Here is a 13,895-nt window from a genome sequence, read left to right as displayed (position 1 = left end):
TTCCGGCCGGTGGTGCGACGACGCGTTCCGCACGGTGGTGCGACGTGCCGTTCCGCACGGTGGTGCGACGACGCGTTCCGCACGGTGGTGCGACGTGCCGTTCCGGCCGGTGGGCCGGGCCGGGGGCGGTGCGACGTGGCCGGTGTGGTGGCCCGCGCGCCGGTCACCCGGCCGGCCACGTCGCCGTCGTCACCCGGTGCGGCGGCGGATCTTGTTCCCCAGCCAGACCAGCGGGTCGTACTTGCGGTCCACCGCCCGCTCCTTCAGCGGGATCAGCGCGTTGTCGGTGATCCGGATGGACTCCGGGCACACCTCGGTGCAGCACTTGGTGATGTTGCAGTAGCCCAGGCCGTGCTCCTCCTGGGCCGCCCGCTTGCGGTCCAGGCCCGCCTCCGCCGCGGCGTCCAGCGGATGCATGTCCAGCTCCGCGATCCGCATCAGGAAGCGGGGGCCGGCGAACGCCGCCTTGTTCTCCTCGAAGTCACGCACCACATGGCAGGTGTCCTGGCACAGGAAGCACTCGATGCACTTGCGGAACTCCTGGGAGCGGCCCACGTCCTCCTGGGCCATCCGGTACTCGCCCGGCCCCAGGCCCTCCGGCGGGACGAACGACGGCACCTCGCGCGCCTTGGCGTAGTTGAACGACACGTCGGTCACCAGGTCCCGCACCACCGGGAAGGCCCGCAGCGGGGTGATGGTGACCGTCTCGTCCGGCCGGAACACCGACATCCGGGTCATGCACAGCAGCCGCGGCCGGCCGTTGATCTCCGCGCTGCACGAGCCGCACTTGCCGGCCTTGCAGTTCCACCGCACCGCCAGGTCCGGGGCCTGGGTGGCCTGCAACCGGTGCACGATGTCCAGGACCACCTCGCCCTCGTGCACCTCGACCCGGAAGTCCGCCAGGTCCCCGCCGGCCGCGTCACCGCGCCACACCCGGAAGTGCGCCTGGTACGCCCCCGAGGCGCCGGGACCTCCCGAGGCGTCCGGGGCCTCGGGGGCCGGCCGTGCGTCCGTGCCCGTGGTCGTCTCGCTCACCGGCTCAGCTCCTCGTCGGTCAGGTACTTCACCAGTTCGTCCTTCTCGAACAGCTGCAGCAGGTCGGGCCGGATCGGCGGGGTGCCGACCCGGCGCAGCCGGATCCGCCCGGGCCGGCCCTCGGCGGCCGCCAGGTCGCCGCCCGGATCCGCCAGCCGGCACTCCAGGTTCACCTGCCGCCACTGCCGGTCCATCTCGGGGAAGTCGTCCCGGGTGTGCCCGCCGCGGCTCTCGGTGCGCTCCAGCGCCGCACGCGCCACGCACTCGCTGACCAGCAGCATGTTCCGCAGGTCGAGCGCCAGGTGCCAGCCGGGGTTGAACTGGCGGTGGCCCTCCACGCCCGCCCGGGCGGCCCGGGCCCGCAGTGCGGCCAGCCGGCGCAGCGCCTCCTCCATCTCGTCGGCCCGCCGGATGATCCCCACCAGGTCGTTCATCGCCTGCTGGAGTTCCTGGTGGAGGGTGTACGGGTTCTCGGCCGGGGCGGCGGACGGGGCGTCCGCGGCGAGGGGCCGGTCCGCGGCCCCGAACGGCCGCAGCGCCTCCGCCGCCGCGGCCGCCACCTGCGCGTCGTCCGGCACCGGGCGGTCCGGGCCGGCCAGTGCGGCCGCGTACCGGGCCGCGTGCAGCCCGGCCCGGCGCCCGAAGACCAGCAGGTCGGACAGGGAGTTCCCGCCCAGCCGGTTGGAACCGTGCATGCCCCCGGCCACCTCCCCGGCGGCGAACAGCCCCGGCACCCCCAGCGCGGCGGCGGTGTCCGGGTCGACGCCCACCCCGCCCATCACGTAGTGGCAGGTGGGGCCGACCTCCATCGGTTCGGCGGTGATGTCGACGTCCGCCAGCTCCTTGAACTGGTGGTGCATGGAGGGCAGCCGCCGCTTGATCACCTCGGCCGGCATCCGGGTGGAGACGTCCAGGTACACCCCGCCGTGCGGGGAGCCGCGACCGGCCTTGACCTCGGCGTTGATGGCGCGGGCCACCTCGTCCCGGGGGAGCAGCTCGGGCGGGCGGCGGTTGTGGTCGGGGTCCTCGTACCATCGGTCGCCCTCGGCCTCGGACTCGGCGTACTTCTCCTTGAAGACGTCCGGGATGTAGTCGAACATGAACCGCTTGCCGGCGCTGTTGCGCAGCACCCCGCCGTCGCCGCGCACCGATTCGGTGACCAGGATGCCCTTCACCGACGGCGGCCAGACCATCCCGGTCGGGTGGAACTGCACGAACTCCATGTTGATCAGCGGCGCGCCCGCCAGCAGCGCGAGGGCGTGCCCGTCGCCGGTGTACTCCCAGGAGTTGGAGGTCACCTTGAAGGACTTGCCGATGCCGCCGGTGGCCAGCACCACGGCCGGGGCCTGGAGCACGAAGAACCGGCCGGACTCCCGCTCGTAGGCGAAGACCCCGGCCACCCGCCCCGCGGAGCCGCGGTCCGCCGGTCCACCGGGTCCGCCGGGCCCGTCCGCGGACTTCAGGACGCGGGTGACGGTGCACTCCTGGAAGACCTTCAGCCGGGCCTCGTGGTCGCCGTACTCGGCGTGGTCCTCCTGCTGGAGCGAGACGATCTTCTGCTGGAGGGTGCGGATCAGCTCCAGCCCGGTGCGGTCCCCGACGTGCGCCAGCCGCGGGTACTCGTGGCCGCCGAAGTTGCGCTGCGAGATCCGGCCGTCCGGGGTGCGGTCGAACAGCGCGCCCCAGGTCTCCAGCTCCCACACCCGCTCCGGCGCCTCCTGGGCGTGCAGCTCCGCCATCCGCCAGTCGTTGAGGAACTTCCCGCCGCGCAGGGTGTCGCGGAAGTGCACCTGCCAGTTGTCGCCCTCGTTGACGTTGCCCATGCTGGCCGCGATGCCGCCCTCGGCCATCACCGTGTGCGCCTTGCCGAACAGGGACTTGCAGATCACCGCGGTGCGCAGGCCCGCCGCGCGGGCCTCGATGGCGGCGCGCAGGCCGGCCCCGCCCGCGCCGATCACCACGACGTCCCACGTCTGCCGGTCGACTTGCGTCATGGGTTGCAGCCCCTCAGTCAGAAGAATCGCGGATCGTCGAAGGCACCGGAGGCCAGCAGGTAGACGTAGAAGTCGGCGAGGGCGACGCTGATCAGCGAGGCCCAGGCCAGCTTGGCGTGGTGGGCGTTGAGCCGGCCGACCCAGCCCCACAGCCGGTAGCGCACCGGGTGCCGGGAGAAGTGCTTCAGCCGTCCGCCGACGATGTGCCGGCAGGAGTGGCAGGACAGGGTGTACGCCCAGATCAGCACGATGTTGGCGAGGAAGACCAGGGTGCCCAGGCCCATGTGGCCCCAGCCGTAGTCCTCGTCGCGGAAGGCGAGCACCGTGTCGTAGGTGAGGATCCCGGCGACCAGGATCGCGGCGTAGAAGAAGTACCGGTGGAGGTTCTGCAGGATCAGCGGGAACCGGGTCTCGCCGGTGTAGCGTCCGCGCGGCTCGGCCACCGCGCAGGCGGGCGGCGAGGCCCAGAAGCCGCGGTAGTAGGCCTTCCGGTAGTAGTAGCAGGTCAGCCGGAAGCCGAGCGGGAAGATCAGGATCAGCAGCGCGGGGGAGAGCCCCCACCAGCCGCCGAAGATCTCCCAGTTGGGGCCGTCGCGCATCGGCTCGCAGCGGTCGGCCAGGCACGGCGAGTAGAACGGCGACACATAGGGCGCCGCGTAGTAGTCGGTGTCGGCGAAGGCGCGCCAGGTCGAGTAGACGACGAAGGCGAGCAGCCCGGCGGCGGTGCTCGCGGGCGCCAGCCACCAGCGGTCGGTGCGCAGATGGCGCCGGGGGATCGCGGCGCGCGACGGATCGTGCACGCCGCGTGTGCGCGGACGGGCTCCGGGGTCGGTACCAGTGGCCAAGGCGGGCTCCGCGGGCGTGGGGTCGTCATCGGGTCGGACGGGTCGGGCGGGGCGGGCGGTGGTGGCGGGGCCGGGGCGGGCCGGACGCCGCGGCCCGGCCGGCCGGGGGTCAGGGGGCGCGCCGGTCCCGGGCGCCGAGCCCCTCGTCGTCCGCGTCGGACCACAGCGCGCTGTCGTACGGCGTGTCGGGGATGGTGACGAGCTCCGGGACCGGGGTGGTCCGGGGCGGGGTGCCACGCGGGGGCGCCCCGGCGGGCGCGGCCTCGCCGAGCAGGGCCAGGCTCTCCCGCAGATGGCCGCTGTCGCTGCGGATTCTCCGGATGTCCAGGCCGGGGCCGATCCGCTGTTCCAGCCGGGAGACGGCGCGGTCCAGGTCGTCCAGGCAGCGCTGAGCAGCTGTCAACTCGTCGTCGAGGGACATGACGTGTCCTCACCTCCGCGTGGGCCTCCCCACCGCGGCCGGGCCGGGGAGGGCGTGGCGACGCTCATGCGACAGCGAGTGTCGCGCGTCACAGTCGTGGTTGGGAAGGGATCCGCCGTGATTGCGGCGAGTCATGGGCGTGAATGCGCCGCCGCGCGCCGGAGTGCGCGCCGACCGTGCTGGTCCGTATAGGTGGCCTTGGACCGGCGGTCGCCGTGTCGCCGTGCGGAAGGGTGACCGATCGCTTTCAGTGTGTGAGCAGTATATGCGATGAGCGGCAAAACATGACAAAGGCTCACAAGCGAGTCATAGCTCCGGAGGTACCAGCCATGCCCCACGACACGCGACGCCGCGCCGCGCTGCTCGCCCTGGGGGTGATGCTTCCGCTGCCCGTGCTCGCCGGATGCAGCACCGGTGAGAACGACTCCCGGTCCCTGTCCGCCGCCGTCCAGGACGTGGCCCCCGCCGCCCGCTCGCAGCTGCGCGCCGGCGGCACCCTGCGCTGGGCGCTGGACGCCGCGCCCACCACCTTCAACACCTTCCACGCCGACGCGGACACCGGCACCGAGCGGATCGCCGGAGCGGTGCTGCCCGCGCTGTTCACGCTGGACGGCCGGGGCCGCCCGCAGCGCAACCCCGACTACCTGCGCAGCGCCGAGATCGTCGAGCGGGAGCCCCGGCAGACCGTCGTCTACCGGCTCCACCCCGACGCGGCCTGGAACGACGGCCGGCCGATCGGGGTCCGCGACTTCGCCGCCCAGTGGAAGGCGCTGCGCGGCACCGAGCACGCGTTCTGGAGCGCCCACAACGCCGGCTACGACCGCATCGCCAAGGTCACGGCCGGTGAACGGAAGGACGAGGTCAAGGTCGTCTTCGCCAAGCCCTACGCGGACTGGCGGGCGCTGTTCACCCCGCTGTACCCCAGGGCCGTGACGGCCGACCCGGACTCCTTCAACGACGCCTCCCGCACCGCCCTCCCGGCCACCGCCGGCCCCTTCACCCTCCGCGGCACCTCCGGCCGGTCGGTCACCCTCACCCGCGACCCCCGCTGGTGGGGCGACCGGGCCCGGCTGGACCGGCTGGTCTTCCGCGCCGTACCGCGCGACCGGCGCAGCGCGGCGCTGGCCGCCGGGACGGTCGACCTGGCCGAGGTCGACCCGGCGGTCGCGGACCGGGTGCGGGGCGCCGCCGGACCCGGGAACCGGGCCACCGCCGCGGACCGCCCCCCGGCCGGCCGGAACGGCCCCGCGGACGAGGCCGTCCCCGGCTCCGCGGACCGGCGCGCCGAGGCGGACCGGCTGCGCGCCGAGGAGGCCGCCCGGCCGGACGGAGCCGACGCCGCCGGCCGGCCGGGCGACGCGCCCGGCGGCGCGCGAGGCGACCGGCCGGCACCGGGTCCGGACGGCCGGCACCGCGCACCGGTCGGCCTCGGCCGGCTGACCGTGCGCAAGGCGCTGGAGCCCGCCTACACCCAGCTCGCCCTCAACGGCACCCAGGGGCCGCTGGCCGACGAGCGCGTCCGCCGCGCGGTGGCCCGCGCCATCGACCGGCAGGAGCTGGCCGACGCCGTCCTCAAGCCGCTCGGCCTGCCGGCCAGGCCGCTGGGCAGCCATCTGCTGATGGCCGGGCAGCAGGGCTACCGGGACCACAGCGGCGCGCTCGGCGAGTCCGGCCCGCGCGCGGCGCAGGCGCTGCTGGCCGACGCCGGCTGGCAGGAGGGCACCGGCCCGGCCCGGTCCGGGACCGGCGACCGGGCCGAGGAGGACGCCGCGGCCCGCTCCGGCCCGCTGAGCGGCGACGGCACCGCTACCGGATCCGGCACCGGACCCGAGCACCGGCCCGGGGCGGGACCGGAGGACACCGGAGCGCCGGCGGGGTCGCCCGGAGCGGGCCCCGCGGACCCCGGCGCCGAGCGGCAGTACGGGCCGCAGGCGGACCCGGACGCGGCCCGGCGCGAGCCGTCGCCCGAGCCCGGCCCGGACACCGGCCGGGAGCCGGGCCCGGACGCCGGCGCCGAGGCCGGGCGGGAGCCCGAGGCCAAGCCGGGGGCGCGGGGCGGCCTCCCGCCGCGCACCAAGAACGGCAGGCCGCTGACGCTGCGGTTCGTGCTGCCCGCCGGCCCCGGCTCGGCCCCGCTGCGGACCGTGGCCGACCGGATCACCCGGATGCTGGAGCAGGTCGGCATCGGCACCGAGATCAGCACGGTCCGGGACGCCGGGTACTTCACCGACCACATCGCCGCCGGCGACTTCGACCTGGCGCTCTACTCCTGGCCCGCGACCGCCTTCCCGGCCACCGACGCCCGCCCGGTCTTCGCCAAGCCGCAGCCCGCGGCCGACGGGTCGCTGGTCGTGGAGCAGAACTACACCCGGGTCGGCACCGACCAGATCGACCAGCTCTTCGAGAAGGCGGCGGCCGAGCTGGACGACGGCGCCGCGCGGGACCTGGTCAGCCGGGCGGACGCGCGGATCTGGGCGGTGGCCGGATCCATCCCGCTGTTCCAGCGCCCGCAGCTCGTCGCGGTCCGCAAGGACGTCGCCAACGCCGGGGCCTTCGGTTTCGCCACCCCCCGGTACCAGGACATCGGGTTCCGGAAGTAGCGGGAAGCGGCCCGAACGGGACCGCGGACCTCAGAAGTTACTCAAGAAGCTTGCCCGGGCGGCCCCCGGCGTGTGTGGATGATTCCGACCAGGTCACGGGCCGCCCCCTCGGCCCCCCGCAGCCCGCGCAACGGCGCCCGGGCCCGCCCGCCGGCTCCGCCGGCCCACCCGCCGGGACGACGACGTCCCGGGACAAGCACCCCGACCGGGGGGAACAGCAGCATCCGGCACACCGCGGGCACCGCCCGTCACACCCCGTACACCCGGCCCGGCCGGGCGGCGGGCCCCGTCACCTCCTCAGGACGGCGCCGCACCGCCCGGCCGGGCCCCGGGTGCCCGGCCTCCGCGCGGTCCGCGGCGGCCCGGCGCCGGCACCCCCGCGCCCACCGGGCCGCGGGCGGGGGTCGGCCAGCTCACAGCTGCCGGGGCAGCCACTTCGTCGGCGGCCCCGTACCATGGGGTGAGGCCGTGGCGTGATCTGCCCGGCAGGCGCGCGTACCCGACCGGACGCGCAGCCATCCACGATTCCGGGAGAAGCGCCGCAAGTGCCCACGCGCCACGACATCCGTAACGTCGCCATCGTCGCCCACGTCGACCACGGCAAGACGACCCTCGTCGACGCCATGCTCAAGCAGGCCGGCGCCTTCGCCGCCCACCAGCAGGTGGACGACCGGGTCATGGACTCCAACGACCTGGAGCGCGAGAAGGGCATCACCATTCTCGCGAAGAACACCGCGGTCAAGTACCACCCCAAGGGCGGTGGCGACCCCGTCACCATCAACATCATCGACACCCCCGGCCACGCCGACTTCGGTGGCGAGGTCGAGCGCGGCCTGTCGATGGTGGACGCGGTCGTGCTGCTGGTGGACGCCTCCGAGGGGCCGCTGCCGCAGACCCGCTTCGTGCTCCGCAAGGCCCTGCAGGCCCGGATGCCGGTCATCCTGTGCATCAACAAGACGGACCGGCCGGACTCCCGGATCGACGAGGTCGTCAACGAGACCTACGACCTGTTCCTGGACCTGGACGCGGACGAGGAGCAGATCGAGTTCCCGATCGTCTACGCCTGCGCCCGCGACGGCGTCGCCTCGCTGACCAAGCCGGAGGACGGCACCGTCCCGGCCGACAGCGACAGCCTGGAGCCGTTCTTCTCCACCCTGCTGGAGCACGTCCCGGCCCCCGCGTACGACGAGTCCGCGCCGCTCCAGGCGCACGTCACCAACCTGGACGCGGACAACTTCCTCGGCCGTATCGCGCTGCTCCGGGTGGAGCAGGGCGAGCTGAAGAAGGGTCAGACCGTCGCCTGGATCAAGCGTGACGGCTCCATCGCCAACGTCCGCATCAGCGAGCTGATGATGACCGAGGCGCTCACCCGCAAGCCGGCCGAGAAGGCGGGCCCCGGTGACATCTGCGCGGTCGCCGGCATCCCGGACATCATGATCGGCGAGACCCTGGCGGACCCGGAGAACCCGGTCGCGCTGCCGCTGATCACGGTCGACGAGCCCGCGATCTCCATGACCATCGGCACCAACACCTCGCCGCTGGTCGGCCGCGGCGGCTCCGGCAAGGGCGCGGACAACAAGGCCGCGGTCAAGGACCGCAAGGTCACCGCCCGCCAGGTCAAGGACCGCCTGGACCGCGAGCTGATCGGCAACGTCTCGCTCCGCGTGCTGGACACCGAGCGCCCCGACGCCTGGGAGGTGCAGGGCCGCGGTGAGCTGGCGCTGGCCATCCTGGTGGAGACCATGCGCCGGGAGGGCTTCGAGCTGACCATCGGCAAGCCGCAGGTGGTCACCAAGGACGTCGACGGCAAGGTCTACGAGCCGGTCGAGCGCATCACCATCGACGTGCCCGAGGAGCACATGGGCGCCGTCACCCAGCTCATGGGCACCCGCAAGGGCCGGATGGACAACATGTCCAACCACGGCTCGGGCTGGGTCCGCATGGAGTTCGTGGTCCCCTCCCGCGGTCTGATCGGCTTCCGCACCGAGTTCCTGACCAACACCCGCGGCACCGGTATCGCGCACTCCATCCACGAGGGCCACGAGCCGTGGTTCGGCACGCTGCAGACCCGGAACAACGGCTCGCTGGTCGCCGACCGCTCCGGTGCCGTCACCGCCTTCGCGATGACCAACCTCCAGGAGCGCGGCGTGCTCTTCGTCGAGCCGGGCACCGAGGTGTACGAGGGCATGATCGTCGGTGAGAACTCGCGCTCCGACGACATGGACGTGAACATCACCAAGGAGAAGAAGCTCACCAACATGCGGTCGTCGACCGCCGACGTGGCCGAGTCGATCGTCCCGCCGCGCAAGCTCTCGCTGGAGCAGTCGCTGGAGTTCTGCCGCGACGACGAGTGCGTCGAGGTGACCCCGGAGGCGGTCCGCATCCGCAAGGTGAACCTGGACGCGCGGGAGCGCGCCCGCGCGGCCTCCCGCGCCAAGCACGGCTGACGCTCTCCCGACGGCCCGGCCCGCCGCGGCGGGCGCCTGGACGCCCGACGGCACGGTGTCCCACTGCGGTGGGCGCCGTGCCGTCGTGTTCCCGGCCCCCGGCACCGGCCCCGGCCCTGGCCCCCCCTGGGCGCGCCGGCTCCGGCCGGGCCCTGCCGTCGCTGCCGCCGTGGCCTGTGCCGTGCTGCCGCTGCCGCTGTGGCCTGCGCCCCGCCGTCGCTGCCGCTGTGGCTGGCCTGCGCCCCGCCGCCGCTGCCTCCGTCGCCGCGCCCTGAGACCGCTCCGGGGGCCGAGGGCGGCGGTGCGCGCGTCCGCCCGGTGGTCCCCGGAAAGGCCGGTCCGCGGCCCTGCGGCGGGGGCTTCGGCGGCAATTCCCGGGGATTCTTGGTGCGACCGCTGCGCTTCCCGCGCCCGACGCGCGTATTGTTCGGTCTTGATCGCCTATCGTCCGCCGGCCGGGCGGCTCTCGTCGGCGCGCCGGGTGCTCACGCACGGCGACGACCGCCGGCGGGAACCGGAGGGGACGAGAGCGATGACTTCCGGCCTGTTGGCTGACGCTTTCTCATGTCCGGAACCTGTCAGTCAATGGGTTTAGCGCAAACGGCCGTCCGGATATCGGTGTCGGAGATCCGGATGATGCGTTAACAGTCCGTTTCGCGTGTGTCTGTCTGCGGCACTTTTGTCCGGATTTCGAGGCTCCGCGCGTAGATGATGTGACCAAAGCGAGACCCTTTAAGTGTGGTTTACGCGGCTGGGGTGCTCAATCATGGGGTCCATTGAGCTCGGGTCAATGGGTCACGCGCTGTGGGGAGCGCTGGCCTACGAGCGCACGTGGGGGTGCCAGGTCTCGTCGCTGTCAGGGGTGTCAGCGTGCTTCCGGTGCCCTCTCTCGTAGTGACAGTGACTCCTGAGGAGGCAAACCCATGCGCGGTGCCAAGAGCGCCAAGTGGGTCGCGATGGCTGCGGTCGTGGCGATGGCCGCGACCGCCTGCGGCGGCAGCGACGACAAGGACAGCAAGGGGGAGGGCGGCTCCGGCGAAGGCATCGTGAGCGCCTCTTGGACGGACCCGCAGAAGCCGATCGAGCCTGCGAACGTCAATGAGGTCCAGGGCGGCAAGGTCCTCGACATGATCTTCCGAGGGATCATGGAGTACGACCCCAAGACGGGCGAGGCCAAGCCGGCCATGTCCGAGTCCGTGGAGACCAAGGACCAGCAGAACTTCACCTTCAAGATCAAGAAGGGCTGGAAGTTCAGCGACGGGTCCCCGGTCACCGCCAAGTCCTTCGTGGACGCCTGGAACTACGGCGCGCACATCGACAACGCGCAGCTGAACTCGTACTTCTTCTCGGACATCGAGGGCTACGACGAGGTCCACCCGGCCGAGGAAGGCGCCAAGGCCAAGGCCAAGACCATGTCCGGTCTGAAGGTCGTGGACGAGCACACCTTCACGGTCAAGCTGAAGGAGAAGTTCTCCACCTGGCCGCAGCGCCTGGGCTACAAGGCCTACTCCCCGCTGCCCGAGCTCTTCTTCAAGGACCACGACGCCTGGCTGAAGAAGCCGGTCGGCAACGGCCCCTACAAGGTGGACTCGTACAAGAAGGGCACCGGGATGAAGCTCTCGGTGAACGAGAGCTACGCCGGTGAGGGCAAGCCCAAGAACAAGGGCGTCTACCTGAAGGTCTACACCGACTTCAACACCGCCTACAACGAGGTCATCTCCGGCGACCTGGACGTGCTGGACGACGTCCCGGCGGGCCAGCTGGCCAACGTCGAGACCGACATGGACGGCCGCTACATCAACCAGCCGGCCGGCATCATGCAGGCGATCACCTTCCCGCTGTACGACAAGGGCTGGAACGCCAAGGGCGCGGTCAAGGTCCGCCAGGGCATCTCCATGGCGATCAACCGCGAGGAGATCACCGACAAGATCTTCTCGAAGACCCGTACCCCGGCCACCGACTTCACCTCGCCGGTGCTCGGCGCGGCGGGCGGCTACTCCAAGGACATCTGCGGCGAGTTCTGCACGTACAACCCGGAGAAGGCCAAGAAGCTCATCGAAGAGGGCGGCGGCATCCCCGGCGGCCAGATGGTGCTCTCGTCCAACGTCGACACCGGTTCGCACAAGGACTGGATGGACGCGGTCTGCAACAGCATCAACACGGTGCTGGACGACAAGGACGCCTGCCGGGTCAACCCGGTCGGTACCTTCGCGGACTTCCGTGACCAGATCACCAAGGACGAGATGAAGGGTCCGTTCCGCTCCGGCTGGCAGATGGACTACCCGCTCATCGACAACTTCCTGACCCCGATCTACAAGACCGGTGCCAGCTCCAACGACGGCTCGTACTCCAGCAAGAAGTTCGACGACCTGCTGGCCCAGGCCAACGGCGAGGCGGACATCCCCAAGGCCATCAAGCTCTACCAGGACGCCGAGAAGGTCCTGATCCAGGACATGCCGGGCATCCCGCTGTGGTACCAGAACGGTAGCGGTGCCTACTCCGACAAGGTGGACAACGTGACCCTGGACGCGTTCAGCGTCCCGGTGTTCAAGGACATCACCGTCAAGTAAGTGGCAGACGGGCCTTCCTGCACCACCGGAGGGCCCGTCAGCCATGCCCAGCAGGAGACGGCAGCCCACACGGCTCACATCCGTAGACCTCGGCTGCCGTCTTCGGAAACCTTGAAGGAGTTCCCATGGGGCGCTACGTCATCAGACGACTGCTCCAGATGATCCCGGTCTTCCTCGGGACCACGTTCCTCATCTTCGCGATGGTCTACGCGTTGGGCGATCCCGTCGCGGCCATGTTCGGTGACAGAGCGCCCGACCCGGCGACGCTCGCCCGGATCCGCTCGGAGTTGAACCTCGACAAGCCACTGGTGGAGCAGTACCTGCTCTACATGGGCAACATCTTCAGCGGCGACTTCGGCCAGGCCTTCAACGGCCAGCCGGTCACCGAGCTGATGGGTGAGGCGTTCCCGGTGACCATGCGGCTCACCCTGGTCGCCGTCACCATCGAGATCGTCCTCGGCATCGGTCTCGGCCTCGTCGGCGGTCTGCGCCGCGGCAAGCTGGTCGACACCCTGACGCTGCTCGCCACGCTGGTCGTGATCTCGATCCCGGTGTTCGTCATCGGCTATCTGGCGCAGTACTTCCTCGCCGTCGAATGGGACATCATCGATCCGGCGGTGTCGTCCGAGGCGACGTACTCGGAGCTGATCGTCCCCGGCTTCGTGCTGGCCGGTCTCTCGCTCGCCTACATCACCCGGCTCACCAGAGCCTCGGTCGCGGAGAACCTGCGCGCCGACTACCTGCGCACGGCGAAGGCCAAGGGTCTGCCGAAGCGCCGGGTGATCGGTGTCCACCTGCTCCGCAACTCGCTCATCCCGGTGGTCACCTTCATCGGAACCGATGTCGGTTCGCTGATGGGCGGTGCCATCGTCACCGAGCGGATCTTCAACATCAAGGGTGTGGGCTTCCAGCTCTGGAACGGCGTGCTCCGTGGCAACTCGCCCACCGTGGTCGGCTTCGTGACGATCCTGGTGCTCGTCTTCCTCCTGGCCAACCTGCTCGTCGACCTGCTCTACGCGGTCTTGGACCCGAGGATCCGGTATGCCTGACCAGATCGAGATCGCTCCCGTCGCCAAGGCGGACGCCGCCACCGCGGCCGTTCCCGGCGCCGCCAAGCCGGGTTCCGACTGGGAGAAGCCGCGCAGCCTGTGGAACGACGCCTGGCGTCAGCTGCGCCGGAACCCCGTCTTCGTCATCTCGACGCTGATGATCCTGGTGCTCGTCACCATGGCGATCTGGCCGGGGCTGTTCACCTCCACCGACCCGCGCGAGTGCGTGCTCGGCAAGTCGCGCCAGGGCAGCGAGTCCGGGCACCCCTTCGGGTTCGACCTGCAGGGCTGTGACGTGTACGCGCGCACCGTCTACGGTGCCCGTGCCTCGGTCACCGTCGGCATCTGCGTGACCATCGGCGTCGCGCTGCTCGGCGGCATCCTGGGGGGCCTCGCCGGCTACTTCGGCGGCTGGTGGGACTCCATCCTGTCCCGGATCACCGACATCTTCTTCGGTATCCCGCTGCTCCTGGGCGGCCTGGTCTTCCTCTCGGTGATCGAGGGCGGCAGCGTCTGGACGGTCATCGGGTTCATGATCGCGCTGAGCTGGCCGCAGATCGCCCGTATCGCGCGGAGTTCGGTGATCACCGTCAAGCAGCAGGACTACGTCCAGGCCGCCCGCGCTCTCGGCGCCGGCACCACCCGGATCCTGCTGCGGCACATCCTGCCGAACGCGGTCGCCCCGGTGATCGTGGTGGCCACCATCGCCCTGGGCATGTACATCTCGATCGAGGCGACCCTGTCCTACCTGGGCGTGGGTCTCAAGCCGCCGACCGTCTCGTGGGGCCAGGACATCTCCGCGGCCGCACAGCAGTACCGCAACGCGCCGCACATGCTGCTGTGGCCGGCCGGCGCGCTCAGCGTCACGGTGCTGTCCTTCATCATGCTCGGCGACGCGGTGCGCGACGCCCTCGACCCCAAGCTGCGCTGAGGG

The 13,895-nt window shown here is 71.6% G+C and carries 9 protein-coding genes; 5 read left to right on the top strand and 4 right to left on the bottom strand.

Annotated features, from left to right (window positions below; all coding sequences use genetic code 11):
- Positions 1–189: 189 nt before the first annotated feature.
- From ACH4B3_RS02920 to ACH4B3_RS02905, 4 genes are all read right to left on the bottom strand, one after another.
- Positions 190–1,035: a succinate dehydrogenase/fumarate reductase iron-sulfur subunit gene (locus ACH4B3_RS02920; RefSeq protein ID WP_398460931.1), complete on the bottom strand. Its 846-nt coding sequence runs from the start codon at positions 1,033–1,035 to the stop codon at positions 190–192.
- Positions 1,032–3,029 (bottom strand): fumarate reductase/succinate dehydrogenase flavoprotein subunit, encoded by a 1,998-nt coding sequence (locus ACH4B3_RS02915; RefSeq protein WP_398460930.1) that lies wholly within the window; start codon positions 3,027–3,029, stop codon positions 1,032–1,034. The genes ACH4B3_RS02920 and ACH4B3_RS02915 overlap by 4 nt, the downstream gene beginning before the upstream one ends.
- Positions 3,030–3,046: 17 nt before the next feature.
- On the bottom strand, positions 3,047–3,874 hold the full coding sequence (locus tag ACH4B3_RS02910) for a hypothetical protein (protein ID WP_398460929.1): 828 nt from the start codon (positions 3,872–3,874) through the stop codon (positions 3,047–3,049).
- Positions 3,875–3,983: 109 nt separating this feature from the next.
- The gene (locus ACH4B3_RS02905; protein WP_398460928.1) at positions 3,984–4,295 is read right to left on the bottom strand and encodes a hypothetical protein; all 312 of its coding nucleotides are present in this window, start codon (positions 4,293–4,295) and stop codon (positions 3,984–3,986) included.
- A 329-nt stretch (positions 4,296–4,624) separates the two neighbouring features.
- Here ACH4B3_RS02905 and ACH4B3_RS02900 point away from each other — a divergent pair, with 329 nt between their 5' ends.
- From ACH4B3_RS02900 to ACH4B3_RS02880, 5 genes are all read left to right on the top strand, one after another.
- Positions 4,625–6,895, top strand: a complete 2,271-nt coding sequence (locus tag ACH4B3_RS02900) for an ABC transporter substrate-binding protein (protein WP_398460927.1) — start codon at positions 4,625–4,627, stop codon at positions 6,893–6,895.
- A 545-nt stretch (positions 6,896–7,440) separates the two neighbouring features.
- The gene (typA, locus tag ACH4B3_RS02895) at positions 7,441–9,342 is read left to right on the top strand and encodes a translational GTPase TypA (protein WP_398460926.1); all 1,902 of its coding nucleotides are present in this window, start codon (positions 7,441–7,443) and stop codon (positions 9,340–9,342) included.
- A 923-nt stretch (positions 9,343–10,265) separates the two neighbouring features.
- Entirely contained in the window at positions 10,266–11,912 is a 1,647-nt protein-coding gene (locus tag ACH4B3_RS02890) for an ABC transporter substrate-binding protein (RefSeq protein WP_398460925.1), read from the top strand.
- Between the two features lie 125 nt (positions 11,913–12,037).
- Positions 12,038–12,961 carry an ABC transporter permease gene (locus ACH4B3_RS02885; protein WP_398460924.1) on the top strand — a complete coding sequence of 308 codons (924 nt, stop codon included), beginning with the start codon at positions 12,038–12,040 and terminating at the stop codon, positions 12,959–12,961.
- On the top strand, positions 12,954–13,892 hold the full coding sequence (locus ACH4B3_RS02880; RefSeq protein WP_398460923.1) for an ABC transporter permease: 939 nt from the start codon (positions 12,954–12,956) through the stop codon (positions 13,890–13,892). The genes ACH4B3_RS02885 and ACH4B3_RS02880 overlap by 8 nt, the downstream gene beginning before the upstream one ends.
- Positions 13,893–13,895: the final 3 nt, after the last annotated feature.

The organism is Streptomyces sp. NPDC018031 (assembly GCF_044327625.1).
GTDB lineage: Bacteria > Actinomycetota > Actinomycetes > Streptomycetales > Streptomycetaceae > Streptomyces.
Note: the sequence above shows the minus strand (reverse complement) of the source record. Positions and strands in the feature narration are given on the sequence as shown.